This window comes from Verminephrobacter aporrectodeae subsp. tuberculatae (assembly GCF_026127385.1).
In the GTDB taxonomy this organism is placed as follows: domain Bacteria; phylum Pseudomonadota; class Gammaproteobacteria; order Burkholderiales; family Burkholderiaceae_C; genus Acidovorax; species Acidovorax aporrectodeae.
Genome location: NZ_QZCX01000001.1, coordinates 1,316,254 through 1,342,908 on the forward strand (window position 1 = coordinate 1,316,254; position 26,655 = coordinate 1,342,908).

Below are 26,655 nucleotides of genomic sequence, written 5' to 3' on the forward strand. Positions count from 1 at the left end.
TGCGGCAAGCATCGGGGGAGACGCATGCAAAAGCGGAGCAGTGTGTCATCAGCGTGTTGCATCCGTGACTCCCTGCGCTGCGAAGCATGGTTCTCCGCCGGGCACCGGCGCGCGCCGCTGCGGCGTGCTTTCTTTCTGGATCAGGGAGCGGTTCTGAGTGCCTGCAAGGCGGCGGCAAACTCTTGTTCGGACGCGAGCCGCCGCATGGGCGGCAACGCAGCCAGCAGGCGCTGGCCATAGCCCATGGTGAGCAGCCGGGTATCGCCGATCACCAGAATGCCCCGGTCCGACTCGCGCCGGATCAGGCGCCCCGCGCCCTGCTTGAGCGCCACCGCGGCCTCGGGCAGCGAATACGAAGGGAACGCCTTCCCGCCCGCCTTTTCGATGCGCTGCGCGCGCGCCTCGACCAAGGGGTCTCCCGGCGGTGGAAACGGCAGCTTGTCGATGACCACGAGTTGCAGCGCGTCCCCCGGAACGTCGAAGCCTTCCCAGAATGTGGCGGAGGCCACCAGCACGCAGCCTGGCTGACCCGCTGTGGCCCCGGCGCGAAAGCGCTCCATGAGCCGCCGTTTGGGCCACTCGCCCTGGACCAGCACCTGCAGATCGTCCCGGGCTTCGAAGCGGGCCTTGAGCGCGTCGCCGATGGTGCGCAAGGCCTTGAGCGTCGTGGTGAGCACCAGGGTGCGGCCGCACAGCGGCTCTGCGGCGTCTCCCACCCACTGCGCCAGGGTCCGGCTGTGCGTCGGCTCTGCGGGCGGGGGCAGATGGCGGGGAACGTACAGGGCCGCCTGCGCTGCGTAGTCGAAGGGGCTGGCGACGCGCAAAATTTCTGCATCCTGCAAACCCGCGCGCTGCGTGAACCAGGTCAGCTGCTCGTCCTCACCCAGGGTCGCCGAGGTAAAGATCCAGGCCCTTCCGGGGTCCATTGCCGGCGGTTGCGCGTCCCCGTCTGCGGACTCGGATTCGGATTCGGCGGGATCCGCGAGGACGCGCGTGCGCATGGCCACCGCGATGTCCAGCGGTGACTCGATCAGGCGCAGCTGCGCCCCCACATCGACCCAGCGCACCACCGCATCCGGCGGGGCCGGGTCCGAGAAGCGGGCCAGATGCGCCAGCAACTCGCTGCCGCGCGCATGCAGGCGCACAAAGTCCGGAGCCATCTCGCTGACCATGGCGAGCGCATCCCGGGCCTGCGTGCAAGCCACTGCGACACGGCGCAGCGCGTCCTGCCACTGCGCGCCCGGCACGCCCTCGGGGGCCTCCTGCGTCCAGCGCAGCTTGGACCCGACCGGCGTTTTTTCCGCCACAAGGCGCAGGTCCCGTGCGGCAAGTTCCACCAGGGTGGCAAGCCCCGCCCAGTCCGCCATGCCGCGGGCATATTGCAGGCCCGCGGCCAGCAGGTCCTTGCCGAAATCCAGCAGTTGGCCCGTGGACAGCTGCGCGCCCAGGAACTGCACCCCGGTCTCGTTGATCTGGTGCGCTTCGTCGAACACCACGACGCGCACGCTCGGCAGCAGCTCGGCCATGCCGGACTCGCGCACCGCGACGTCGGCAAAAAAGAGATGGTGGTTGATGACCACGATGTCGGCCGCAAGCGCCTCGCGCCGCGCCAGATGCACATGGCATTCACGAAACCGCGGGCATGGGGAGCCCAGGCAGTTTTCCCGCGTGGACGTGATCAGGGGAATCACGGGCGAGCGCTCGTCGAGCCCGGCAAGCTCGGCCAGATCGCCGGCTCGCGTGTGGCGTGACCAGTCCTGCACCCGGGCCAGCACCCGCGCAATATCCCGTTCTTGCGCCAGGGCATCCTGGCGCGCGAGTTCCATGCGGTAGCGGCACAGATAGCTGGCGCGGCCCTTGAGCAGGGCCGTGCGCACGGGCAGGCCCAGCGTCTCGACCAGGCGCGGCAGGTCGCGCGCGAAGAGTTGCTCCTGCAGCGCCTTGGTGGCCGTGGACAGCAGCACCCGCTCGCCGCTGAGCAGCGCGGGGACCAGATAGGAGAAGGTCTTGCCCACGCCCGTTCCCGCCTCCACCACCAGGGCGCCACCGGTTTCAATGGTCCGCGCGACGGCCATGGCCATGCGGGTCTGCCCCTCGCGCGGCTGGAAATGCGCATCCACCCGTGCCAGCACGTTGTCCGGGGCAAAAACCTGCGCAACCCGCTCGGGCAGGGTCGTCGGCAGGCTCTTGCGGCCGGGGCTCGCGCCTGTGCGTCGCGGTGCGTTCGATCCGCTGTCCGTGGGGGGCGCGTGGGGGTTGGGTTTCAAGGCGGGGGTGCCGTGGGAGTGAAAAAACGCCCCGGGCGGCCGGATAATACGCGCTCGACCCGCTTTTCCCGACGACCGCGTGCGCGCGCCGCCCCCACACGACCACCAGCATGACCAAAGGGTTCCGCCTTATTGCATCCACCGGCATCCACCAGGGTGACCGGGAATACCAGCAGGATCAGGTGGCCCTGATCTCGCACGAGAGGCACAATGGCTGCGTGCTCGGCGTGATTGCCGACGGCATGGGCGGGCGCAGCGGCGGGCGCCATGCATCCGACCAGATCGTGTTCACGGCGCAGCAGCTGTTCGAGCGCTACTCGCCCGACGCCGACGACGCGGCGGCCCTGCTCAGGAACATGGTCGAAGAAACGCACCTCGTCATCCGGCTGATCGCCATATCGGCCGAGCAGAAACCCCACAGCACCATCGCGGCTTTCCTGATCAACCCGCGTGGCGACTGCCACTGGGTGCACGCGGGCGACTCGCGCATCTACCACTTCCGGGGGGACCAGCTGGTTTTTCGCACCAGCGACCACTCGTACGTGCAAGCCCTGGTGGACCGGGGTGAATTGACCGAGGAACAAGCCCAGCGCCACCCGCAATCGAACATCCTGCTCGGCTGCCTGGGCGCTGAACGCGACCCCCCGGTCACGGCGCACGCGATCGCGCAGCTGCAACCAGGCGATGCGCTGCTGGCTTGCAGCGATGGCTTGTGGAACTACTTCACGCAGGCCGAACTCGCGTCCGTGGTGGACGGCTTGCCACCCCGGAAAGCGACGGAGGTGCTCGTCGAAGAAGCCCGGGTCCGGGCGTGCGGCAAGGGCGACAACCTGTCGCTGGTGATCGTGAAGATTGCCGCGCTGGCGCAGGAAGAACCGCTGGCCCATCCCGCAGCCATGGGCACGGGTCCTCCATGAGCACGGCCTGCGCACCAGCTCACTGGCGTTGCGCCGTACACCCAGGTTTCGCGCGAGCGCCCTTCGCGCGGGTACATCTGGCGGAAGCACCCGCGCCGCACGAAGCCGAGCGACTCGGCGACGCGCCGCGACGGCAGGTTGGCTTCGTGGATCCACAGCTCGACGCGGTCGAGCCGCAGCTGCCGGAAGCCTTCGTCCAGCGCGGCGCGCGCGGCTTCGCGCACGTAGCCCTGCGAACGGTGGTCGGCGTGCACCGCATAGCCGAAGCCGGGGATGCCGGCGTAGCCGAGGAACCCGAGGAAGCCGATGGCCCGCGCGGGATCGGCCGCGGTGCGCAGCGTCCACCAGCGCGCATGCGGCGGCCGCAGCATGGATTCGATCGTCGCGCGCGTGTCGTCCACGGATGCGTGCGGCAGGGTGTGCCAGTACGGCATCGCCCCGGGATCGTGGAACAGCGGGAACAGCGCGGGCGCGTCACAAGGCCGCAGCGGCTGCAGGTGCAGCCGGGCGGTGTCGAGCAGCGTCGGGGCCGCGTCCATCAGCGGCACCCGCCGGCCGTCCAGGCGATTGGCTCGGTCGCGTGCGGCCGGCGGCCGGTGATATCCGCCTGGATCGCGCTCGCTGCGCCGAGCTCGGCCGCCGTCAGCGCCAGCGGCACCTTAACGCGCTGGAGCCAGAGCACGTCGGAAGAATCGGAGCGTTTCCAGCTCAGGTAGAGAAAGCGCGCGCCCGGCTTGCCGTGCACGAACGGCCCCGCGAAATCAAGCTTGCCGCCACCTGCGTCGCGCGCCTGGACCTCGCACTTGAACTCGACCGGCCCGTCGCGCTTGCGCGCGCCCTCGTGCACGTCCTGGTTCTTGTCCTGGATGCCCACGGTCACGGGCTCGTTGACCGCCGGCAGCGTCCTGCACACCAGGGTGACGCGCAGCTCGCGGGGAAGAACGCTCATAGGGAAGCTCCTTGTATCGTCATCTCGCACAGCACGGCGAGGTAGTTGTCCAGAAAACGTTCCACGGTGCCGCGCTCGTACAGCGCCGTCGCGTACACCAGCGTGCCAACCATGCCGTCCGCGCGCTGCTCCATGACCAGCGCGCTGCGGCCGCTTTTACAAACGATAAAACGTCCGGATCAGATCCCAGGCCTGCCGGGGATCGTCGGTGTAGTGAAACAGGTCCAGATCTTGCGCGCAGATCGTGCCCTCTTCGACCATCACGTCGAAATGGATCAATCGCTTCCAGTAGTCGGAGCCAAACAGGACGATGGGGACGGGTTTGGCCTTGCGGGTCTGCACCAGGGTGAGCACTTCGAACAATTCGTCGAGCGTGCCAAAGCCGCCGGGGAACGCCACCAGGGCCTTGGCGCGCATCATGAAATGCATTTTGCGCAGCGCAAAGTAGTGGAACTTGAAGCTCAGCGACGGCGAGATGAAGCGATTGTCGCTTTGCTCATGCGGCAGCACGATATTCAGGCCCACGTTCAGCGCGCCAGCATCGTGCGCCCCGCGGTTCGCGGCCTCCATGATTCCCGGGCCTCCGCCGGTGCAGATATAGATGCGGTCGGCAGGGCGCTGGCGCTCGCTGTAATCGGCGACCAGCCGGGCGAACTGGCGTGCCTGGTCGTAGTAGCCGGCGTTGCGCAGCGCCTGGCGCGCGCGCTGCACGCGCAGCGCGTCGCCGCTGGCCTCGGCCTCTGCCAGCTGGGCCGCCGCCTCGTCGGGTGCGACAAAGCGGGCGCTGCCGTACACCACCACCGTGTTTTCGATTCCCTGCTCGGCCTGCCCCAGATCGGGCTTGAGCATCTCCAACTGAAAGCGGATGCCGCGCGTCTCGCGGCGGGACATGAATTCCGGGTCGGCAAAGGCCAGGCAATGCGCGTCTGCCTGCAAGGGCTTGCCGTTGTGCGCCTGCTGGCGCAGTTCGGTCCGGGCGTCGGTCAGGCGGCATTCGTTGAGTTGGGTGTTGGCTTGCATGCCGGGCTCGCGGTGTCGGTCGGTGAAAGAAAGGCCCGCGCAGGGACGTCAGGCGTGCGCTGCCATGAGGCAGGAAGCGCTGCGCATGCCGAGCAGCGTCAGTCCCAGGGAGCCCAGCAGATGCAGCGCCGTGCAGCCCAGGGCCAGCAGATAGCGTTGCGCCATCAGCATTTCGAGCACTTCGGCCGAAAAGCCCGAGAAGGTGGTGAGCGCCCCCAGAAACCCCGTGGCCAGCGCCAGCCGCCACGCCGGGTCCAACGCGGGCATGGCGTGAAAGACGGCGAGGCAAACGCCAATGAGATAGCCGCCCGTCAGATTCGCGGCCAGCGTGCCCCAGGGAATCAGGCCCCCGGGGCTCAGCCACAGGCCCAGGCGCCAGCGTGCCAGCGCGCCCACGCAGGCCCCGATGCAGATGGCAAGAACATGTGGCATCGACCGGTCCGACGGGCTGAAAAATCAGTGCTCCCAGCGGCGCAGCACCAGGCTGGCGTTGGTGCCGCCAAAGCCGAAGCTGTTGGACAGCGCCGTGCGGATCGGCGCGGCGCGCGTCTCGCGCACCAGGGGCAGGCCCTCGGCTGCGGGGTCCAGCGTTTCGATGTTCGCCGAACCGGCGATGAAGCCTTGGCTCAGCATGAGCAGGCAGTAGATGGCCTCCTGTACGCCCGTGGCGCCGAGCGAGTGGCCCGTGAGCGACTTGGTCGAAGAGAACGGCGGGACCTGCGCGCCGAACACCCTGCGGATGGCGTGCAGTTCGGGCACGTCGCCCACGGGTGTGGAGGTGCCGTGGGTGTTGATGTAGTCGATGGGCTCGGTGGCCGTGGCGATGGCCTGGCGCATGCAGGCCACGGCGCCGTCGCCCGAGGGGGCCACCATGTCGGCGCCGTCGGAGGTGGCGCCAAAGCCGATGATCTCGCCCAGAATGGCCGCGCCGCGCGCCTGCGCGTGCTCCAGGCTCTCGAGCACCACGGCGCCGCCGCCGCCCGAGAGCACGAAGCCGTCACGGTGCGCGTCGTAGGCGCGCGAAGCCTTCTCGGGCGTGGCGTTGTACGCGCTGGACATGGCGCCCATGGCGTCGAACAGCAGGCCCATGCCCCAGGTGACCTCCTCGCCGCCGCCGGCGAACACCACGTCCTGCATGCCCCAGGCGATTTGCTGCGCGGCCGCGCCGATGCAGTGCGCCGAGGTACTGCACGCCGAGGTGATGGAGTAGTTCACGCCCTTGACGCCGAAGTGGGTCGACAGGCAGGCGGACACCGTCGAGCCCATGCAGCGCGTGACCTGGTACGGACCCACGCGGCGGATTCCCTTGCTGCGCAGAATGTCCGCCGCCTCGATCTGGTTCGCCGGCGAACCGCCGCCCGAGCCCATGATGAGGCCGGTGCGCGGGTGTGAGACCTGCCCGGGCGCGAGGCCCGCCTGGGCGATCGCGTCGGCCAGTGCAACGTGCGCGTAGGCGGCCGCGTCGCCCATGAAGCGCAGCTGCTTGCGGTCGATGCGCTTTTCCAGGTCGATCTGCGGCACGCCCGCGACCTGGCTGCGCATGCCCAGCTCGGTGAACTGGGGCATGGCGCGGATTCCCGAGCGGCCCGCGCGCAACGACTGCGTGACCGTGGCCATGTCGTTGCCGATGCACGAGACGATCCCCGCGCCCGTGATCACCACACGCTTCATGCTGCGGCTCCCTGTGCTGCGCCGTCTGCCTCGCGTTTGAACAAACCCACACGCAGGTCCTGGGCGACGTAGATTTCCTTGCCGTCGGCGAGCAGGCGGGCGTCGCCGACGGCCATGACCAGCTTACGCCGGATCACGCGCTTGATGTCAATCTCGTAGGTGACAAGTTGTACCCCGGGCCCGACTTCGCCGCTGAACCGGACCTCGCCCGCGCCCAGCGCGCGGCCCCGGCCCGGCAAGCGCAGCCAGGTCAGGTAGAAGCCGATGAGCTGCCACATGGCGTCCAGCCCCAGGCAGCCGGGCATGACCGGGTCGTTCTGAAAGTGGCAGGCAAAGAACCACAGGTCGGGACGCACGTCGAGCTCGGCACGGACCCCCCCCAGGCCATGCGCGCCGCCGTCGCTGTCGATATGCGTGATGCGGTCGAACATCAGCATGGGCGGCAGCGGCAGACGCCCGCTGTCGGCGTCGAACAGCCGGCCCTCGCCCGAGGCGATCAGTTGTTCGTAGGAAAAGGAATCTGCCATTTTCAGTTGTGCTCCAGAACAGTGGCTGCCGCGCTGCAAATCATGGTTGTGCGGCAACACAGGCGCCACGGCCGCTCGCGCGGCGGTGGCCTCCCATTATCAAGGCATGCATGCGCTCCGTCGGGTGCGGCGCGCCAAGCCCCGCTGCGCCGCTGCGGCAATGGCCAGCACCACGGCGCCCAGAATCCACAGCGGCCACAGACCCCAGCGCGAGACCCACCACGCGTAGGGCGTGATGGCCGAGCCGCTGTGCGCGTCGAACCCCCGGCCCTGCACCGTGCCCGTGAGCACGCCGCGCGTATGGCGCGCGAGCTGGTGCGTGACCCGGCCCCGGTAATCGATGATCGCCGTGGCGCCGGTGTTCGTGGCGCGCACCATGGGGCGTTCGAACTCCAGCGCCCGCATGCGGCTGATGTGCAGATGCTGGTCGATGGCGACGGTGTTGCCGAACCAGGCGATATTGCTGAAATTCACGAACACCGTCGGCGCCCACGCCGGGTTGGCAAAGCGCGCGCCGAGCTCTTCGCCAAACAGATCCTCGTAGCAGATATTCGGCGCAATGCGCTGGCCTGCCCACTCGAACGGGGCCTGCACCACGGCCCCCCGCCCGAAGTCCCCCAGCGGGATGCGCAGCAGCGCCATGAACCATTTGAAAAATGGCGGAATGAACTCGCCAAACGGCACCAGATGGTGCTTGTCATACCGGTAGAGCGCCATCCCGGGGCTCAGGCCGAGCACCGAGTTGCTGTAGCCCTGCGCGTCGTTCAATGGAATGCCCAGCAGCGCGGCCTGGGAGCCCTGGGCGTAGTGCTGCCGAAGGCCGTCCAGGTAGCCGGGGGGCAACCGCCCGGGCACCAGGGGGAGTGCCGTTTCCGGCGTCACCACCAGGTCCGCCTTGGCGTTGCGCAGCGCGTCGGCGTACCACTCGAGCGCCACGGCAACGCCGCCGCCGGGCTGGAATTTCTCGTCCTGCGGGATATTGCCCTGGAGCAATGCGAGGCTCAGGACCGGTTCCGGGCGCGGCGTGGTGTCGCACGCGCCGAGCGCGCAGTGGCGGGCCAGCGCAGCGGCGGCGAGCAGCGTCCCGCCCGCGAGCACCAGCGCCCATGCGCGCCGGCTGCGCAGATGCGCGCGGCGCGCCTGCGCGGCAAGCATGGCCACGCCTGCGGCCACGGCCCCCACGCCGTAGACGCCCCCCCACCGCGCGAGCGGGGACAAGGGCCCATCGACATGCGCGTAGCCGCCGGCCCCCCAGGGAAGGCCCGTCCACAAGTTGCCCCGCACCAGTTCGGCGAGCAACCAGAGCGCCGCGAAAAGCAGCGCCGCCGACAGCGTGCCGCCCGGCGCAAGATGGCAGAACAGCCCCGCAGCGGTGGCGTAGAAACTCGCCATGAAGGCCGCCAACCCGAGCACTGCGGCCACCGCCAGCGGCGCGGGCAACCCACCGTAGACGTGCATGGAGATGAACAGCCACCAGAGCGTGCCCGCCAGCCAAGCCATGGCAAACAGGCCGCCGATCAGCGCGCCACGGCGCCACGCAAGGGCCCGGCCCGCGCCGGGTCGCAGCAGCCAGGCAAGCCCGGCCAACGACGCCAGTTGTAGCCACCACAGGGGCGCGCCGTTACCGGGCCAGGCCAGCGACGCGGCCTGCGCCAGCCCTGCGGCGAGCGCCACGAGCGCCTGCAGCACGTTCGGATGGGCGCGCATCAGCATCGATCGCCGGCGACTTTCTGCAGGAAACGGCGCTTTGATTGCTCTTCGGGCGATCTCGTGGGGTGTGCGGGTTGCGCGGCGGACACTGTGTTGGAGCGCAGGACATGCGCATGCGGTAGGGAGTGGGCCCCGCAGGATAGCCGATAGCCGTGGCCGCAGGCCGGCCGCGGTTCACTGGGTGGGTGGGTGGTGCTCGCGTCGCACCTCCTGGACGGACGCGAGAAAGTCCCAGAACTGCTTGGCCTGCCGTTTGAACTGGTAGTCCATCTCGGCAAACTGCTGTTCGACGAGTTCGGCCACGCGCGTATCCAGGTTCGCGGGCGGCAGCTGCAAGTAGGCCTCGGTCTCCGGCCCGTCGCGGCGCACGCTGGCGCCCGCGTTGCGCGCGATCTTGAGCATGGCGGTGTTCTGCGACAGCGCATGGACGAACAGCATGCTCACCCCCTCATTGCGCGCGTGCATCACGGCGCGCTCGAACAGGCACGAGCCAAAGCCACGGCCGCGGGCCCGCTCGAGCACCGAGACGCCGAATTCTGCGCACTGTTTGTGTTCGGCAGGCTTCGGGAAGGCCAGGTGCGCCAGCGCGATGGGCTCGAGCTGGCGGTTGCAGATGCCAAAGACCTCGTCCCGGTCGAAGTCGAGCTGCTCGACGTAACGGTGGATCTGCTCGTCATTCGCGCTGTAGCCAAAGCGCAGGTACCGGTCCGCGGGGTTGAGTTCGAGCAGATGCCGGGCGATCCACGCGCGGTCCGCAGGCTCCAGAGTACGGATGGGGACCATCGCCGGGGCCGGCGGATTTCTGTCAGCGGTCGCCGTGGGCGATTCCTTGATTGCGATCATGGCAGGCAGTCTAAGGGTTTTCACCAGTCTTTGTTTGTCATCCGACTGCAGGCAGCCTACCCACGCTCGACCGGATGGGCCGGATCGCTGCACCATTCACTCCAGCTGCCCGCGAAGAGCGCGGTCCTGCCGAGCCCCGCGACCTCCATGGCGAGCAGATTCGGCACGGCGCTCACACCGCTGCCGCACTGGTGCACCACCGTGGCCGGGTCGCGGCCTGCGAGCAGCGTGTCAAACTCCGCGCGCAGCACCGCGGCCGGCTTGAAGCGGCCGTCGGCCGCGACGTTCTCGGTGAACGGCCGGTTGAGCGCGCCGGGGATATGGCCCGCCACGGGGTCCAGCGGCTCGACCTCGCCCCGGTAGCGCGCTGCGCTGCGGGCGTCCACCACGGTCTGGCCGGGCTGCCGCAGTTGGCGCAGGACGTCCGCCGCCGTGGCCAGCCGGAGCAAGGCCGGAGCCGGCTGAAAATGCGCGGCAGGGCGCGCGGGCTCTGCGCCCTGGGCCAGCGCGCCGCCTGCGGCCTGCCAGGCCTGTAGCCCGCCATCGAGCACGGCCACGGCGTCGTGGCCAAGCCACTTGAGCATCCACCACAGGCGGGCGCAGTAGTTCGCGCCCTGGCGGTCGTACACCACGGCCTGCATGGCGTTGGAAAAGCCCAGGCCGGACAGCCACAGCGCAAAGCGCTCGCGGCCGGGCAGCGGGTGGCGTCCGCCGCAGACGGCGTCGGGCGCGCCATGTCCGGCGCTCAGGTTGGCGTTCAGGTCGGCGTACAGGGCGCCGGGAATGTGCGCCTGGGCATATTGCCCGGCGCCCGCTGCGGGCTGCGTGAGTTCAAAGCTGCAGTCGAACACCATCAACGGTGCGCCGCTGGCGGCCAGGGATTGCAGGTCGGGGGCGCAAATGAGCGTGGTGTAGGTGGGCATCGGTGTGGAACGTATGGCGGAGGCGGCGGCGCGCGGGACTCCATTGTGTCCGTCCCGGCGCCGGGGCTCTGCAGCCGAGAGCCCGTCCTGCGCGCTCAGGCCAGCAGAGCGCGCAGGCGCGCCGCCGCTTCCTCCAACTGGGCCATCGATTGGGCCGTGGAAAAACGGATGAAATGCTGCGTCTGCGCGGTGCCGAAGTCGCGCCCCGGCGTCACGGCCACATGGGCGCGGCGCATCAGCTCGAAAGCGAAATCCCAGCTACCGGTCACGCCCAGGCGATGCGCGACGTGGCGGCAGTCGGCCCAGACGTAGAAGGCGCCGTCGGGAATCACGGGCACCTCGAAGCCGATGGACTGCAGCGCCGCAATGAAGTAGTCGCGCCGGGCCTTGAACTGCGCGCGGCGGCGTTCGTACTCGGCAATGCTCTCGGGCTCGAAGCAGGCCAGGGCCGCGTGCTGCGACAAGCTGCTGGCGCAGATGAACAGGTTTTGCACCAGGCGCTCGACCACCGGAACCAGGGCCTCGGGAAGCACCATCCAGCCCAGGCGCCAGCCCGTCATGCCGAAGTATTTGCTGAAGCTGTTGATGCTGATGATGTCGTCATCGACGCTCAGCGCGCTGCGGCTGAACGCCTCCTCGTACGACAGGCCCAGGTAGATTTCGTCGACCAGCGTGGTGCCGGCGTGCGCGCGCACCACGTCCTGGATGCGGCGCAGCGCATCGGGCGCGATCGAGCTGCCCGTGGGGTTCGACGGCGACGCCAGCAGCACGCCCCGGGTCTTTTCGGTCCAGGCGGCGCGCACCGTGTCGGCGCTGAGCTGGTAGCGCTGTGCTGCCGTGGTCGGCAGCAGAACGGCCCGGCCCTCGGCGGCGCCCACGAAGTGGCGGTTGCAGGGGTAGCTGGGGTCGGGCATCAGGATTTCGTCGCCCGGGTCGATGAGCGCCAGGCAGGCGAGTTGCAGCGCGGCGGAGGCCCCCGCCGTCACCACGATGCGGCTTGCGGGAACACGCACGCCAAAGCGGCTCTGGTACCAGCCGCTGATGCGCTCGCGCAGCGCTTCCTGGCCGAGCGCGTCGCCGTACCGGGTGGCGCCGTCGCGCACGGCCCGCACCGCGGCCTCTTGCACCAGCGGGGGCGCGCTGAAGTCGGGCTCGCCGATGTTCAGAAAAATCATCGGCGCGCCGCCCTGGCCCGCCGTCTCACGGGCCAGGGCCTGCGCGGCCTTGGCCATTTCCAGCACGTAGAACGGTTCGATGCGCTCGGCGCGTTTTGAGAATTTCATGTTCAGGTATGGCCCGCCCTTGTCGGCGGGCGTCGTTCAGGGTCGGTTCGACGCGCCGGATGGCGGCGCTGCTGCGCTGCGGGTCCTGTCGGCCGCCACTTCCATGGCACGCAAGTGGGGGGCCAGGCCGTTGAGCACGGCGTTCACGTACTTGTGCCCGTCGGTGCCGCCGAACTCCTTGGCCAGTTCGATGCACTCGTTGAGCACCACGCGCCATGGCACGTCCGGGCAGTGCTGGAACTCGTATACGCCGATCCACATCGTGGCGTGTTCGACGGGCGAGATCTCGGCCATCTTGCGGTCCAGCAGCGGGGTGATGAGCGCGTCCAGAGCGGCCGCAGCGGCAATGCAGCCGTGCAGCAGGGCGGCGTAATGCGCCGCGTCCGCCTTGTGAAAACCGGTCAGGTCGCGCGTGAATGCGTCGATGGACGCGGCGTCGCTGCCGCCCACGAGGTGCTGGTACAGCGCCTGGAGTGCGAACGCGCGCGCGCGGCTGCGGCGCGCATGCGCGGACGCCTTGTGCATGCCGCCAGCTTTGCCGGGGCTGGCGCGGGGCTGGCGCGGGGCGCGCGCCGAAACAGGCGCGGGGGCGTTTTCGCTCATTCCAGATTGGCCAGCAGATTCGCCATCTCCACGGCCACGCGGGCCGCGTCCACGCCTTTTTCGCTCTGGCGCTCAGCGGCCTGCTCGGGGTTTTCGGCGGTGATGATGGCGTTCGCGATCGGGATCTGGTAGTCCAGCGCCACGCGCGTCACGCCCGCGCCGGATTCGTTGGCCACCAGCTCGAAGTGGTAGGTCTCGCCGCGGATGATGCAGCCCAGGGCGATGAGCGCGTCGTAGTCGTCGCTCTCGGCCAGGGCCTGCAGGGCCAGGGGGACCTCCAGCGCGCCGGGCACCCGCAGGTGGGTGATGTGCTGCTCCTGCACGCCCAGGGCCAGCAGCTCGGCGTGGCAGGCTGCGGCCAGGGTGTTCGTGATCTGCTCGTTGAAACGGGCCTGCACGATGCCGACGTGCAGCGCGCTACCGTCCAGTTGCCCTGCTGTTCCCTTGTCTGCGTGAAACATGTTCCTTACTCCTTTGGAATGAAACCGGCGATCTCCAGACCGTAGCCCGTCATGCTCGGCATGCGGGGGGGCTGGCCCATGAGCGCCATCTTGTGCACGCCGCAGGCGCGCAAAATCTGCGCACCCACGCCATGGGTACGCAGGTCCATGCGGCCATGCCCGGGGGCTTGCGGCGTGTGGGCCGCGCCCTCGAACCGGGCCAGCAACTGTGCGGCACTTTCTCCGCAGTTGAGCAGCACGGCCACGCCCCGGCCCTGGGCCGCCAGGTACTGCAGGCTCGTGTTCAGCCCCCAGGAATGCGTGGAGCGGTTGATCTCCAGCGCGTCGAATACCGACAACGACTCGTGCACGTGCACCGGCACCACATCGTCGGTGTTCCACTGGCCCTTGACCAGGGCGAGGTGCAGCGCCTGGCTGGGTTTGTCGCGAAAGGCGTGGGCGCTGAACTCTCCGTAGGCGGTTTGCAATGCGCGGCTGCCCTGCTTGTGCAGCAGCGATTCATTGCGGCTGCGGTGCTCGATCAGGCCGGCGATGGAGCCTATCCGGAGGCCATGCTCTGCGGCGAACGCTTGCAGATCGGGCAGACGGGCCATGGTGCCGTCGTCGTTCATGATCTCGCAGATCACGGCCGCCGGGCTGCAGCCCGCCATTGCGGCCAGATCGCAGCCCGCTTCGGTATGGCCCGCGCGCATCAGCACGCCGCCATCGACCGCCTGCAGCGGGAAGATGTGCCCTGGCTGCACCAGATTGCCGGCCCGGCTGTCTGGCGCCACTGCCACCTGCACGGTGCGCGCGCGGTCGGCCGCGGAGATGCCCGTGGTCACCCCTTCGGCGGCTTCAATGGAGACCGTGAAGGCCGTGCCGTACACCGTGCCGTTGTGCGCCGCCATGGGCGGCAGTTCGAGGAACTCGCAGCGTGCGCGCGTGAGCGTCAGGCAGATCAGGCCGCGGCCGAAGCGGGCCATGAAGTTGATCGCCTCGGGGCTGACGTGGTCCGCGGCCAGGACCAAGTCGCCCTCGTTTTCGCGGTCTTCCTCGTCCACCAGGATGACCATGCGCCCGGCGCGCATATCGGCCACGATGTCCTGCACCGGCGAGATCGGCACAGGGGTCTGGGGGGTGTTCATGGCACGGGCTTTCGTTCGGGCTGCGGGTTCGCGGGGCATTGCAGCGCAGGCTCAGCGGGGCCATGCGTCCCCGCAACCGCCCAAGAAACATGCGCTGCGGCACTGCCGTGTGGTCCAAGGGGCTTGGGCGCAGGCAGCGTCATGCGCCCCCGAGAAGCGCCCGATTGTAGTTCACCCGCGGGGCGCAGCCGTCCGCCCTCAGACCAGCAAGGCGTTCACCCGTTTGACGTAGGTCGCCGGGTCCTGCGGCAGACCACCTTCGGCGAGCAGCGCCTGGTCGAACAGGATATGCGCCAAGTCGTGGAAATGCACGCTGCCGTCGAGCTTTTTGACGAGCGCGTGCTCGGCGTTCACCTCGAGCACCGGCTTGGTCTCGGGGGTCTGCTGGCCGGCTTGCCTGAGCAGGCGCGCAAGCTGCGTGCTCATGCCGTCGTCCTGCACCACCAGGCAGGCGGGCGAATCGACCAGGCGGGTGGTCACACGCACGTCCTCGGCCTTGTCCTTGAGCGCCTCCTTGAGCTTGGCGAGAACCGGCTTGAAGGCTTCGGCGGCCTCTTGCGCGGCCTTTTTCTCGGCCTCGTCCTGCAGCTTGCCCAGATCGACAGCGCCCTTGGCAACGCTTTGCAGCGGCGTGCCGTCGAACATGTGCAGGTAGTTCAGCGCCCATTCGTCGACCCGGTCGGTCATGAGCAGCACCTCGATGCCCTTTTTCTTGAAGACCTCGAGCTGCGGGCTGTTCCTTGCCGCGGCCAGCGTATCGGCGGTGATGTAGTAGATGGCCTCCTGGCCCTCCTTCATGCGCGCCTTGTAGTCGGCAAGGCCCACGCGCACCGCGTCGCTGGTGGTGCTGGCAAAACGCAGCAGTTTGGCCAGGCGGTCGCGGTTCGCGAGGTCCTCGCCCAGTCCCTCCTTGAGCACCGCGCCGAATTCCGCGTAGAACTGGCTGTACTTGCCTTCCTTGGCCTGGTCGTCGGCGTCAACGACCTCGGCCGCGTCGGACACGCCGTCGGCCGTGGCCGCAGCGGCGTCATGCCGGTCGTGTTTTGCCAAGTCTTCCAGCATGCTGAGCACGCGCTTGGTCGAGCCCTCGCGGATGGCGCGCACGTCGCGGCTTTCCTGCAGCAGTTCGCGGCTCACGTTGAGCGGCAGGTCGGACGAGTCGATCACCCCCTTGACGAAGCGCAGGTAGGTGGGCAGCAGGGAGTCGGCGTCGTCCATGATGAACACGCGCTTCACGTACAGCTTCACGCCCGCTTTCTTGTCGCGGTTCCACAGATCGAACGGCGCCTTGGCCGGGATGTACAGCAGCTGCGTGTACTCGGTACTGCCTTCCACGCGGTTGTGCGCCCAGGTCAGCGGGGCCTGCGAATCGTGGCTGATGGTCTTGTAGAAGTCGGTGTACTGCTCTTCGGTTACGTCCTTCCTGGGGCGGGTCCACAGTGCGCTGGCCTTGTTCACGGTTTCCCACTCGCCGGTCTTGAGCATGCTGCCGGGCTGGCGGCCGCCGTTTTCGTCGCCGGGGTTGATGAGCTCGCCGTCCCTCCACTCTTCCTTTTCCATCAGGATGGGCAGGCTGATGTGGTCGGAATACTTGGCGATGACGGATTTGAGCTTCCAGTTGTTCAGGTATTCCTCGGCGCTGTCGCGCAAATGCAGGATGACGCAGGTGCCGCGTGCGGTGCGCTCAATGGTCTCGACCTCGAAATCGCCCGTTCCGCCGCTCACCCAGCGCACGCCCTCGGCGGCCTTCAGGCCGGCGCGGCGCGACTCCACCGTGATCCTGTCGGCGACGATGAAGCCCGAGTAAAAGCCCACGCCGAACTGGCCGATGAGCTGGGCGTCCTGCTTCTGGTCGCCCGAGAGCTTGCCCATGAAGTCCCGGGTTCCGCTTTTGGCGATGGTTCCCAGGTGCTCGATGGCTTCTTGTTGGCTCATGCCGATGCCGTTGTCGGTGATGCTCAGCGTCTTGGCGTCCTTGTCGAAGGCCACGCGCACTTCGAGATGCGGCGCGTCCTCGAACAGGGCGGAATCGTTCAGGGCTTCAAAGCGCAGCTTGTCGCAGGCGTCCGAAGCATTCGAAATCAGCTCGCGCAGGAAGATTTCCTGGTTGGAATACAGGGAGTGGGTGACCAGGTGCAGCAGTTGCGCCACTTCGGCCTGAAACGACAGGGTTTGCTTGTTCATGACAGGGTATTTCTCTCGGTGAAATTGGTCGATACGAAAAATGCAATAGGCCCGGCGGCACGTTCCGCCGATACCGGCAGGCGTGATCTATGGGCGGCCCAAGGGGTTTCAAGGGTGCGGCGTGGTGGTCCCAAGTCCGATGGCGCCCCGCAGCGGTGCAATCCCTGCCGTTTAGCGGGTTTTAAAAACACGGGCACAATACGCAGTCATGACTTCTGTCAAAACTTTTCCTCCACTGGACCGTCAATTCATGGCTCATTTCGGCGAAATCGGCGAAATCGGCAGCCGCTGGGGCAGCAATCGCCCCGTTGGCCAGATGTAGGCGCTCGTCTCTTTCTTCTTTGTCGCCGCGCCCGCTTGGAATGCGGACGGCGTTGCCCCAAGCGCTCCAACATCCATCTAGCCCGGGACGCCAAGGAACTGCAAGCCTGGCGGCTCGCCCCAGCGCCGCCACCAGCCGGATGACCGGCGCGAATACCTCGCGGCGTCCAGGGATGCGCGGAATTTTTTCCGCGTACTGAATTCGAAGAGCGCTGGCGCTACGCGAACGGGCTCGGGCCGTCGATGCTGCGCACGGCATTGCCCGACGAGACACCCCGCGCTGCGACGCATGGGCTTGAGCACGGCCGCCACCCGCGTGCCCAAGACTGACCGACCAGGGTGGCGCTTCCAAGGGGGATCCCAGTAAGGCCATGGACACGTTCATGCTGTCGCGCATCCAATTCGCGGCGAACATCAGTTTTCACATCCTGTTTCCGAGCATCACCATCGCGCTGTGCTGGTTTTTGGTGTTCTTCCGCTTGCGCCACACGGCCACGCGGGGCACCCCTGCCGCGCTGGGCTGGGAGCAGGCCTACTACTTCTGGACCAAGGTGTTTGCCCTGAGCTTTGCCATGGGCGTGGTCTCGGGAATCACCATGAGCTTTCAGTTCGGCACCAACTGGCCGGGCTTCATGGAGCAGGTGGGCAACATCGCAGGGCCGCTGCTGGGCTACGAAGTGCTCACGGCGTTCTTTCTGGAGGCCACTTTCCTGGGAATCATGCTGTTTGGCCGGGGCCACGTGTCCGATCGGGTGCATCTCGTCGCCACGCTGATGGTGGCCTTCGGCACCACGCTGTCCGCGTTCTGGATTCTGAGCCTGAATTCATGGATGCAGACCCCCGCAGGCTACGAGCTCATCGACGGCAAGTTCCACGCGGCGGACTGGCTGGCCATCGTGTTCAACCCCTCCTTCCCCTACCGCCTGGGGCACAAGCTGCTCGCGTCGGCGTTGACCGCGGGCTTTCTGATCGCCGGGGTGAGCGCCTGGCAGCTCATCCGCGCAACGGCCACCGAAGGCACGCGCCGGGCGCTGCGCACGGCGATCATCGCCGTGGCCATCGCGACCCCGCTGCAAATTCTCATGGGCGACGCGCACGGCCTGAACACCCTGGAGCACCAGCCGGCGAAGATCGCCGCGATCGAAGGCATCTGGCATACCGAAAGGGGCGCGCCGCTCACGCTGCTGGGTCTGCCCAATGAGCAGCAAGGCCGCACGGACTACGCCGTGCAGATCCCCAAGGCCGCGAGCCTGATCCTGGCGCACGACCCCGACGCGCAGCTGCGGGGACTGGACGAATTTCCCGGCGCGCACCCGCCCGTGGCGCCCGTGTTTTGGGGCTTTCGCGTGATGGTCGGGGTGGGCCTGCTGATGCTCGCCATGGCCTGGACGGGCGCCCTGGTGCTGTACCGCCGCCGCGGGCAAGACCTGGCGGGTCTGCCCCGGCCGCTGCTCTACGCCCTGGTCGGAATGACGTTCTCGGGCTGGGTCGCCACGCTGGCCGGCTGGTGCGTGACCGAGATCGGCCGCCAGCCCTACCTGGTGTACGGCCTGCTCGAGACGGCGTACGCCGTGGCGCCGCACCCCGCCGGCATGGTCGCCGGCACGCTGGTGACCTACCTCGTGGTGTACGTCCTGCTGCTGCTGGCCTACGTGGGCGTGATCAAGTACATGGCCGAACACCCGGCCAAGCTCCCGCCCGCCGCGCCGCTTCCCACGGCCCCGGGCGCCATGGGCACATGAGGCGGGCATCCGGCGCCCTTCCGCCTTCCCCTATTTCTGACTTGCGAGCAAGGAGTTTCCTCCCATGAATACGCTGAACTGGGCGCATGCCCTGCCCCTGATTTTTATGGCCGTGATGGGCCTGGCCCTGCTGGTCTACGTGATTCTGGACGGCTACGACCTGGGCGTGGGCATCCTGCTGCCCTACGCATCCGACACCGAAAAGGACGTGATGGTGTCGAGCATCGGCCCCTTCTGGGACGCCAACGAGACCTGGCTGGTGCTGGGCGTGGGCATGCTGCTGGTGTGCTTTCCAATGGCGCACGGCGTGGTGCTCTCGGCCCTGTACCTGCCCGTGGCGCTGATGCTCGTGGGCCTGATCCTGCGCGGCACGGCGTTCGACTTTCGCGTGAAGGCGCGCGACACGCACAAGACCACCTGGAACCGCCTGTTTGCCGCCGGCTCGCTGCTCGCCTCGCTGGCCCAGGGCTGGATGCTGGGCGCCTACATCACGGGCTTCCAGAACGACGCCTGGAGCCTGCTGTTTTCCGCCGGCATCGCCCTCACCCTGCCTGCGGCCTACGCCATGCTGGGCGTGGGCTGGCTCATCATGAAGACCGAGGGCAGCCTGCAACGCAAGGCCGCCCGCTGGGGCCGGAGGGTGCTGTGGCCCATGGGCTTTGCCCTCACGGGAATCTCGCTGGCCTCCCCCCTGGTCAGCCAGACGGTGTCTGCCAAGTGGTTCATGCTGCCCGAACTGTTTGCGCTGCTGCCCATTGCGCTGGCCTGCGCGACCGCCTTCTTCGCCATCCGCCACGTGCTGCGCGCGCCGCACGTGCTCGAGGCGGGCTACGGCTGGATCGTTTTCGTGGCCACGGTGGCGATCTTCGTTCTGGCCTTCTTCGGGCTGGCGTACAGCATCTACCCGTACATCGTGATCGACCGGATCACCGTCTGGCAAGCGGCCAGCGCGACCGAATCGCTGGCCGTCATCGGCGTGGGCGTGGCCATCACCTTGCCGGTGATCATTGCGTACACGATCTACATGTATCGCGTTTTCTGGGGCAAGGCGCGGGCGCTGACCTACGGTCTGTGAGCTGGACTGCGGGGTGGCCGTGGGCCGCCTGCACGCTGGCCCACGGGGTGTGTGGCGTCCAACCGGGGCGCGCCGCTACACTTGACGGGAGGCCAAACGAGTGTGTTCTGTCCCACCACTGCCGAGCCCGTCATGACCTTGTCCCAAAGTATTTTCACCATTGGCGTGCTCATCGTAGCCAGCGCCTTCTTCTCCATGGCCGAGATTTCGCTTGCCGCAGCGCGCCGCCTGCGCCTGCGGCAGATGGCCGACGAAGGGGACGCGCGTGCGGACCGGGTGCTGCGCATGCAGGAGCAGCCCGGGGACTATTTCACCGTGGTGCAGATCGGGCAAAACGCCGTCGCGATCCTCGGCGGCATCGTGGGCGAGGGCGCGCTCGGCCCGCATTTCCACGCCCTGCTCAGCCTGTGGTTTTCCGAACCAGTGGCCCAGACCGGCGCGGTCCTGGTGTCTTTTCTGATCATCGCCTCCCTCTTCATCCTGCTTGCGGACCTGTTCCCCAAGCGGCTCGGAATGGCCGAACCGGAACGGCTGGTACTGCGGCTGGCACGGCCCATGGCGTGCTGCATGGCGCTCCTGCGTCCGCTGACATGGTTCTACAGCCGCGGCGCCGACGCGCTTTTTCGCGTGTTCGGGCTGTCCTCGCTGCGCGACGAAAGCATCACCTCGGACGACATCCTGGCGATGATGGACGCGGGAGCGCGGGCCGGCGTGCTGGCTGTGCGCGAACAGCAGGTGATCACGAACGTATTCGAGTTGGACACGCGCACCGTCTCCAGCGCCATGTCACCGCGCGACAGCGTCGCCTTCTTCCTGCGCGACGACCCGGACGCCGTCATCCGCCTGCGCATTGCCGCCGAACCGTTCTCGACCTATCCGGTCTGCGAGGGCGACATCGACCACGTGGTGGGTTACGTGGACGCCAAGGACCTGTTCCAGCGCGTGCTGAATGACCAGCCGATCTCGCTGGCCGACGACAGCCTGGTGCGCAAGGTGCTCATCGTGCCCGACCGGCTCACGCTGTCCGAGGTGCTGGAACAGTTCCGGCAGGTGCACGAGGACTTTGCCGTCATCGTGAACGAATACAGCCTGGTGGTCGGCGTGGTGACCCTGAATGACGTGATGAGCACCGTGATGGGCGATCTCATCGCCCCCATGGACGAGGAGCAGATCGTGCAGCGCGACGAAAATTCGTGGCTCATCGACGGTGTCACGCCCATCCAGGACGTGCTGCGGACCCTGTCTCTCGACGAATTGCCGCACGCCGGGGAGTACGAGACCCTGGCGGGTTTCCTGATGGTGATGCTGCGCCGGGTGCCGCGGCGCACCGACAGCGTGCACTGGGGTGGCTACACATTCGAGGTGATGGACGTGGACAGCCACCGCATCGACCAGGTCATGGTCTCGCGCGCGCAAGCCGCAAGCAGCGGCGGGAACCTGGCGCCACTACCGGCGGTGGAGCGCGCAGCAGTGGCGGCGCCCTGAGCGCCTCATGGGAGACGCCGCAGGCCCGCATGGGATGCCGTACTATTTGCGCAGGCGGCGCAAATAGCTTGCGGGTATGCGGTTCTCCACCGTACCATCGTGCAGGCGGCGCAAACGCGCATTGTCCCTGTGCGCAGAAACGCGACGAACCGCCCCTGCACCCCATCCCAAACCCCGTTCAGGAGAGCTTCTCATGCGCATCGCACAACCCGCTCACCGCTGGTTCGCCGGCCTGCTGTTATCCGCCGCCTCGGCCCTTGCCCTGGCCCAGGCCCAGGCCGCAAAACCCCACGTGGTGGTTCTGGCCACGGGCGGAACGATTGCCGGCGCCGGCGCATCCACGCTGAACAGCGTCACCTACGTCGCTGCCAAGGTGCCGGTCGAAAAACTGCTGGCAGGGCTGCCCGAACTCGCCAGCGTGGCCCGGCTGACGGGCGAGCAGGTCTTCCAGACTGCGTCCGAGAGCTTCAACAACGAACACCTGCTCACGCTCGCCCGGCGTGTCTCGGCATTGACCAAGCAGGCGGACGTGGACGGTATCGTGATCACGCACGGCACCGACACCCTCGAAGAAACCGCCTACTTCCTGAACCTGGTGGTGCACAGCGCCAAGCCCATCGTGGTGGTCGGCTCGATGCGCCCCGGAACGGCCCTGTCGGCCGATGGCGCGCTCAACCTGTACAACGCCGTGAGCGTGGCGGCCAGCCAGGACGCGGCCGGCAAGGGCGTGCTCGTCACCATGAACGACGAGATCCAGAGCGGCCGCGACGTGGCCAAGAGCATCAACATCAAGACCGAGGCGTTCAAGAGCCAGTGGGGCCCGCTGGGCATGGTGGTGGAAGGCCGCAACTACTGGTTCCGCGCGCCCGTCAAGCGCCACACCGTCCATTCCGAGTTCGACATCGACGCCATCGAGACCCTGCCTGCGGTGGACATCGTCTACGGCTACGGCAACATGAACACCACGGGAATCGAGGCCTACGGCAAGGCGGGCGTGAAGGCGCTGATTCACGCCGGCACGGGCAATGGTTCGGTGGCGGCGCAGGCGGTCGATGCGCTCAAGGCCCTGCGCGCCCAGGGTGTGCAGATCGTGCGCTCGTCGCGCGTCCCCGACGGCTTCGTGCTGCGCAACGCCGAGCAGCCCGACGATAAGTACGACTGGGTGGTGGCGCACGACCTGCGTCCGCAAAAGGCGCGCATTCTGGCCATGGTGGCGCTCACCAAGGCACGGGACAGCAAGGAGCTGCAACGCATTTTCTGGGAATATTGACGGGGCGCGCCGGCGTCGGCCGGCATCCCGCCCAACAAGCCCCGATCCTTCATGCACGCCATCCATCCGACGCGCGAACAAGACTACAGCGAGTGGTATCAGCAGGTCATTCGGGAAGCCGACCTTGCGGAAACGTCACCGGCGCGCGGCTGCATGATCATCAAGCCCCTGGGATACGGGCTGTGGGAGAACATGCAGCAAACCCTGGACCGGATGTTCAAGGACACCGGGCACCAGAACGTCTATTTCCCGCTGTTCATTCCCCTTTCTTTTTTCGAGAAAGAGGCCGCCCACGTCGAGGGATTTGCCAAGGAGTGCGCGGTCGTCACGCACCGCAGGCTCGAGGCCAAACCCGGTGGCGGCCTGCAACCCGCCGGCGAACTGGAGGAGCCGCTGATCGTGCGTCCGACCAGCGAAACCATCATCGGTGCGGCATTCGCGAAGTGGAAGGCTGGCACCTCGCACTTCCTCGGGCAGAACTTCGCACGCGCCTCCGAAATCAAGTTCCAGAACGAGGCGGGCCAGGAGGAATTCGCCTGGACGACCTCGTGGGGCGTTTCGACACGCTTGATCGGCGCGCTGATCATGGCCCACGGTGACGACGACGGCCTCGTGATCCCTCCGCGGCTGGCGCCGCACCACGTGGTCATCCTGCCGATCCAGCGCAACGAGGCCGACCGCGTTCGGGTGATGGAATACTGCGAGCGGCTGGCCAAGGAATTGCGCGCGCAGCCCTTTGGCGAAGGCCGGGTGCGCGTCGAGATCGATGCGCGCAACATGGGCGGCGGCGGCAAGACGTGGTCGCATATCAAGCGCGGCGTGCCCATCCGCCTCGAAATAGGCCCGCGCGACCTGGACGCGGGCAGCGTCACGCTGGGCCGGCGTGACCGCCCGGCCCAGCAGCGTGAATCGATGGCGCACGAGCAGTTCGTCTCAAGCATTGGCGAGATCCTCGAAGACATGCAGTCCCGATTGTTCCAGCGCGCGCTGGCCTTTCGCCGCGAGCACACGCGCGAGATCACCGAGCGCGAGGAATTCGAGCGCTGGTATGCGGGGGCGGAAGAGGGCATTCACGGCGGCTTCGCGCTCTGCCCGTTCGTTGACGATCCGCGCATCGCCGCGCAGCTTGCCGCCCTGAAGGTCTCCGTGCGCTGCATTCCCTTCGAGCAAGCACAGCGCCGCAGCGCCTGTTTGTTCACGGGAAAACCCACGGACCAGTGGGCAATCTTCGCCAGAGCCTACTGAACCGATCGGCCCCACAGCGCCGCCAGCGCGCTCTTGGCCAGCGGACAACTTTTCTTCTGGTGAAAACTGCGAAATTCCCGATTGCAGTGCCCCCCGCCCGATGAAAAGATGGGCGCACCATGACCGACCACAGCACACCGGGGCCGCGCAATCCGCCGCCCCACCCGAATCCCGGCCGGCCGACGTTTCGCTTGCCCCCCGGTGCCTGCGATGCGCATTGCCATGTGTTCGGCCCGGCCGCGCGCTTTCCCTATTCGCCCCAGCGCAGCTATGAACCGACGGACGCTCCGGCAGCGCAGCTGCGCGCATTGCATGCCCTGCTCGGCGTCGAACGTGCCGTGCTGGTGCAGGCCAGCGTGCATGGCCACGACAACCGCGCGATGCTCGACGCCATCGCGCAGTCCCCCGGGAACTACCGGGGCGTGGCGATGGTTCCCGCGTCGATCAGCGACGCCGGGTTGCAGGCCCTGCACGGGGGCGGCGTGCGCGCACTGCGCTTCAACTTCGTGCGCCGATTGGGCGGGGCGCCGGACCTGGACGCGGTCCGCAGTCTGGCCCAGCGCGTGCACGCGCTGGGTTGGCACCTGGTCCTGCATTTCGATCCGCAGGACCTGCCGGTCTATCGCCCGTTCCTCGACGCGCTGCCACTGCCCTATGTGATCGACCACATGGGCCGCGTGCTGGCGCAGAACGGCTTGCAGCAAGCGCCTTTCGAGGCCTTGCTCGCACTCATGCGGGACCCGCGCTGCTGGGTCAAGCTCAGCGGCGCGGAGCGGACTTCGCAGCTTCTCTCCCGCGCTGCGGGCCTGCCCTTCGCAGACGCCGTGCCCTTCGCGCGCCGACTCATCGAGGCTGCGCCAGAGCGTGTGCTCTGGGGCACCGACTGGCCGCACCCGAGCGTGCGCGAGATGCCCGACGACGGCAAACTGGTTGACCTGCTGCCTCTTTTCAGCGACGACGCGGCCGTGTTGCAGCAACTGCTGGTGGACAACCCCGGGCGCCTGTATTGGCCGGACTGAGGACGGCGGACGAGGAGACGCAGATGAACCTGACACCACCGGGCGAGACCCTGGCACTGCGCCACACGCTGCAAGCGCTGGCCATCGACTATTGGTACGAGGTGGATTTCAACTGGGGGCAAAACGCCCACGCCTACTACACCGAGGATGCGGTGTTCACGACCAGCCAGAAATCGCGCACCGGCCGCGCCATGATCGCCGACTTCTACCGCGCGCGGCAGGCGCGCGGTGCGCGCACCTCGCTGCACGTGGTGCAGAACTTCCGCGCGCAGCCGAGCGCGCCGGATCGCGCGCAATGCAACTACCTGATGAGCCTGTTCGCCGCGGACGGCGCGGGCGTGCTGGCCTCCAGGCCAGCGATCATGATCGCCGACGTGCGCGAGACGGTCGTGCGGCAAGCCGATGGCGGCTGGCTCTATGCGCTGCGCACGCTGCGGCCGCTGTTTCGCGACGACACACCGACAACGGGATGATCCGGAACACCGCCCCCGGAAAACTTCCATGAGAGACGCCCCATGTTGTTCATAGACCCCGAAAACACCCCCGACTTCAAACGCAGTCTGTTGAACGCCATCGTCGCGCCGCGGCCGATCGGCTGGATCAGCACCGTGGACCCCGAGGGCCGGGCGAACCTGGCTCCGTTCTCGCATTTCAACCTGGTATCGACGGCGCCGCCGGTGCTGATCTTTTCCTGCAACGCGCCGGCCGACCGGCACGAGAAAGACAGCCTCAGGAACGTGCGCGCGAACGGCGAATTCGTCACCAACCTCGTGACCTGGGAACTGCGCAATTCGATGAACACCAGCTCGATCGACGCACCCTACGGCACCGACGAGTTCGCGCTCGCCGGTCTCGCGAAGGCGCCGAGCCGCAAGGTCCGGCCGCCGCGCGTCGCAGCTTCTCCGGCCAGCATGGAATGCAAGCTGCTGCGCATCGTCGAGATCGAGCCGCAGCGACCGGGCGACACGCGCAGCTGCGTGGTGTTCGGCCAGGTGGTCGGAATCCACCTCGATCCGGCCTTCGTTGACCCGGGCGGGCACTTCGATATCGCGCGCACCCTGCCGCTCACCCGACTGGGGGGCAACCAGTACGCGTCGGTCGGCCCCCTGGTGGAACTCTTGCGGCCGAGTTCGCGCCGCGATTGACGACAGCCAAGGAATGCCATGACAGACCAGACCCAAGAGACCCAAGGCACCGGGGTGCGCCGCGCCGCAGTGCACCCGCTCCTGCCGGGCTCGGTGGCGCGTGGGCAGAACTTCTGGGTGCAATGGATCGCAGGCCCGGCCGCGGCCAAAGCCAGCAGCCACAGCGAGATGCTGCTGCTGTTACCTGACGACGACGGCGCCACCGTGCACACCCACACCGCAGCGCCCGAAGTGCGCCAGGTGCCGGGCCGCAGCGTCTGCGTGCTGCCGCCCGGCGCGGTCAGCGTGCGCCTGGCAGGGGCCGGCCGGGCCGCGCTGCTCGCCTCCTCGCGCCCCGATTTGGCGGCCGGCGCGGTGCTCAACGAGGCCGACTACGCGCTGCCCGATGCGCGGATTCGCCCGGTCGGCGCCGGCTACCGGCGCCGCACCCCGTCGCTGGCGGTCCAGGTCATGGCGGTCGACGCGGTCCGACCCCCGGCCGAAAAGCCGCGGCTCAAAATGTTCCAGAGCGACACCCTGAGCATCAACTGGGTCGAATACCAGGGTCCGCGCGACCGCAGGCAACTGAGCCCGCACCAGCACGCCGACTTCGAGCAGGGGTCGCTCGCCATGGCGGGCGATTTCGTGCACCACCTGCGCGTCAACTGGGGCAGCGACGCCGATCAATGGCGCGGGGATGAACACCTGCACGCGCCCTCGCCTTCGATGATCACGGTGCCGGTGCTGCTGGTGCACACCAGCGAAGGCGTCGGCCCGGGCCGGCATCTGCTGATCGACGTTTTTTCCCCGCCGCGCCAGGACTTCATCGACAAGGGCTGGGTGGCCAACGCGGGCGACTATGAGCGGCGCGAATGAAGCGCCCCCCGCT

24 protein-coding genes and 1 pseudogene are annotated in these 26,655 nt (G+C 67.8%); 10 read left to right on the forward strand and 15 right to left on the reverse strand.

Annotation, left to right across the window (positions count from 1 at the left end; translation table 11 throughout):
- Nucleotides 1-140: 140 nt before the first annotated feature.
- Nucleotides 141-2,183, reverse strand: coding sequence for a DNA repair helicase YoaA (gene yoaA / locus D5041_RS05715; protein ID WP_265284386.1), 2,043 nt, complete (start codon nt 2,181-2,183; stop codon nt 141-143).
- Nucleotides 2,184-2,377: 194 nt separating this feature from the next.
- Here yoaA and D5041_RS05720 point away from each other — a divergent pair, with 194 nt between their 5' ends.
- Nucleotides 2,378-3,184, forward strand: coding sequence for a PP2C family protein-serine/threonine phosphatase (locus tag D5041_RS05720; protein ID WP_010101506.1), 807 nt, complete (start codon nt 2,378-2,380; stop codon nt 3,182-3,184).
- Between the two features lie 110 nt (nt 3,185-3,294).
- Here the strand turns inward: D5041_RS05720 and D5041_RS05725 are convergent.
- From D5041_RS05725 to htpG, 14 genes and pseudogenes are all read right to left on the reverse strand, one after another.
- Nucleotides 3,295-3,723 (reverse strand): annotated as a pseudogene (locus tag D5041_RS05725) (GNAT family N-acetyltransferase); the annotation flags it as partial.
- Nucleotides 3,723-4,133 carry a DUF5990 family protein gene (locus tag D5041_RS05730; protein ID WP_265258030.1) on the reverse strand — a complete coding sequence of 137 codons (411 nt, stop codon included), beginning with the start codon at nt 4,131-4,133 and terminating at the stop codon, nt 3,723-3,725. The pseudogene D5041_RS05725 and the gene D5041_RS05730, both read right to left, overlap by 1 nt.
- Before the next feature lie 156 nt (nt 4,134-4,289).
- Complete coding sequence (locus D5041_RS05735) at nt 4,290-5,153, reverse strand: LOG family protein (protein WP_265282530.1); 864 nt, start codon at nt 5,151-5,153, stop codon at nt 4,290-4,292.
- A gap of 48 nt (nt 5,154-5,201) precedes the next feature.
- Nucleotides 5,202-5,585 carry a fluoride efflux transporter CrcB gene (gene crcB, locus D5041_RS05740; protein ID WP_010102026.1) on the reverse strand — a complete coding sequence of 128 codons (384 nt, stop codon included), beginning with the start codon at nt 5,583-5,585 and terminating at the stop codon, nt 5,202-5,204.
- A gap of 24 nt (nt 5,586-5,609) precedes the next feature.
- Nucleotides 5,610-6,824 carry a beta-ketoacyl-ACP synthase I gene (gene fabB / locus D5041_RS05745; RefSeq protein ID WP_265258027.1) on the reverse strand — a complete coding sequence of 405 codons (1,215 nt, stop codon included), beginning with the start codon at nt 6,822-6,824 and terminating at the stop codon, nt 5,610-5,612.
- Nucleotides 6,821-7,351, reverse strand: coding sequence for a bifunctional 3-hydroxydecanoyl-ACP dehydratase/trans-2-decenoyl-ACP isomerase (fabA, locus tag D5041_RS05750; RefSeq protein WP_265282531.1), 531 nt, complete (start codon nt 7,349-7,351; stop codon nt 6,821-6,823). Before fabA ends, fabB begins: the two co-directional genes overlap by 4 nt.
- Before the next feature lie 99 nt (nt 7,352-7,450).
- Complete coding sequence (lnt, locus tag D5041_RS05755) at nt 7,451-9,064, reverse strand: apolipoprotein N-acyltransferase (RefSeq protein ID WP_407702228.1); 1,614 nt, start codon at nt 9,062-9,064, stop codon at nt 7,451-7,453.
- A gap of 171 nt (nt 9,065-9,235) precedes the next feature.
- Nucleotides 9,236-9,904, reverse strand: a complete 669-nt coding sequence (locus D5041_RS05760) for a GNAT family N-acetyltransferase (RefSeq protein WP_265258025.1) — start codon at nt 9,902-9,904, stop codon at nt 9,236-9,238.
- 56 nt (nt 9,905-9,960) lie between these two features.
- Nucleotides 9,961-10,827 carry a sulfurtransferase gene (locus tag D5041_RS05765; protein ID WP_265284074.1) on the reverse strand — a complete coding sequence of 289 codons (867 nt, stop codon included), beginning with the start codon at nt 10,825-10,827 and terminating at the stop codon, nt 9,961-9,963.
- Between the two features lie 95 nt (nt 10,828-10,922).
- Nucleotides 10,923-12,110 (reverse strand): pyridoxal phosphate-dependent aminotransferase, encoded by a 1,188-nt coding sequence (locus D5041_RS05770; protein WP_029554037.1) that lies wholly within the window; start codon nt 12,108-12,110, stop codon nt 10,923-10,925.
- A 36-nt stretch (nt 12,111-12,146) separates the two neighbouring features.
- Complete coding sequence (gene nusB / locus D5041_RS05775) at nt 12,147-12,713, reverse strand: transcription antitermination factor NusB (RefSeq protein ID WP_265258023.1); 567 nt, start codon at nt 12,711-12,713, stop codon at nt 12,147-12,149.
- A complete protein-coding gene (gene ribH, locus D5041_RS05780; protein WP_010100400.1) occupies nt 12,710-13,174 on the reverse strand; it encodes a 6,7-dimethyl-8-ribityllumazine synthase in 465 nt (154 codons plus the stop codon). The genes nusB and ribH overlap by 4 nt, the downstream gene beginning before the upstream one ends.
- 5 nt (nt 13,175-13,179) lie before the next feature.
- The gene (gene ribBA / locus D5041_RS05785; RefSeq protein WP_265284075.1) at nt 13,180-14,301 is read right to left on the reverse strand and encodes a bifunctional 3,4-dihydroxy-2-butanone-4-phosphate synthase/GTP cyclohydrolase II; all 1,122 of its coding nucleotides are present in this window, start codon (nt 14,299-14,301) and stop codon (nt 13,180-13,182) included.
- Nucleotides 14,302-14,499: 198 nt separating this feature from the next.
- Nucleotides 14,500-16,485, reverse strand: a complete 1,986-nt coding sequence (gene htpG, locus D5041_RS05790; RefSeq protein WP_265282535.1) for a molecular chaperone HtpG — start codon at nt 16,483-16,485, stop codon at nt 14,500-14,502.
- 692 nt (nt 16,486-17,177) lie between these two features.
- Here htpG and D5041_RS05795 point away from each other — a divergent pair.
- The 9 genes from D5041_RS05795 to D5041_RS05835 all read left to right on the forward strand — a co-directional run bounded on the left by D5041_RS05795 (nt 17,178) and on the right by D5041_RS05835 (nt 26,642).
- Nucleotides 17,178-18,548 (forward strand): cytochrome ubiquinol oxidase subunit I, encoded by a 1,371-nt coding sequence (locus tag D5041_RS05795; protein ID WP_265284076.1) that lies wholly within the window; start codon nt 17,178-17,180, stop codon nt 18,546-18,548.
- A 64-nt stretch (nt 18,549-18,612) separates the two neighbouring features.
- Nucleotides 18,613-19,623, forward strand: coding sequence for a cytochrome d ubiquinol oxidase subunit II (locus D5041_RS05800; RefSeq protein ID WP_265282537.1), 1,011 nt, complete (start codon nt 18,613-18,615; stop codon nt 19,621-19,623).
- 132 nt (nt 19,624-19,755) lie between these two features.
- The gene (paeA, locus tag D5041_RS05805; protein ID WP_010109917.1) at nt 19,756-21,108 is read left to right on the forward strand and encodes a polyamine export protein PaeA; all 1,353 of its coding nucleotides are present in this window, start codon (nt 19,756-19,758) and stop codon (nt 21,106-21,108) included.
- A gap of 193 nt (nt 21,109-21,301) precedes the next feature.
- Nucleotides 21,302-22,378, forward strand: a complete 1,077-nt coding sequence (locus tag D5041_RS05810) for an asparaginase (RefSeq protein WP_010109918.1) — start codon at nt 21,302-21,304, stop codon at nt 22,376-22,378.
- 51 nt (nt 22,379-22,429) lie between these two features.
- Nucleotides 22,430-23,623 carry a His/Gly/Thr/Pro-type tRNA ligase C-terminal domain-containing protein gene (locus tag D5041_RS05815; RefSeq protein ID WP_010109919.1) on the forward strand — a complete coding sequence of 398 codons (1,194 nt, stop codon included), beginning with the start codon at nt 22,430-22,432 and terminating at the stop codon, nt 23,621-23,623.
- 119 nt (nt 23,624-23,742) lie between these two features.
- Nucleotides 23,743-24,642, forward strand: coding sequence for an amidohydrolase family protein (locus tag D5041_RS05820; protein WP_010109920.1), 900 nt, complete (start codon nt 23,743-23,745; stop codon nt 24,640-24,642).
- Nucleotides 24,643-24,665: 23 nt separating this feature from the next.
- Complete coding sequence (locus D5041_RS05825; protein ID WP_265258017.1) at nt 24,666-25,115, forward strand: nuclear transport factor 2 family protein; 450 nt, start codon at nt 24,666-24,668, stop codon at nt 25,113-25,115.
- Nucleotides 25,116-25,157: 42 nt separating this feature from the next.
- Nucleotides 25,158-25,787 (forward strand): flavin reductase family protein, encoded by a 630-nt coding sequence (locus tag D5041_RS05830; RefSeq protein WP_010100510.1) that lies wholly within the window; start codon nt 25,158-25,160, stop codon nt 25,785-25,787.
- An 18-nt stretch (nt 25,788-25,805) separates the two neighbouring features.
- Nucleotides 25,806-26,642 carry a hypothetical protein gene (locus D5041_RS05835; protein WP_265284077.1) on the forward strand — a complete coding sequence of 279 codons (837 nt, stop codon included), beginning with the start codon at nt 25,806-25,808 and terminating at the stop codon, nt 26,640-26,642.
- Nucleotides 26,643-26,655 lie beyond the last annotated feature (13 nt).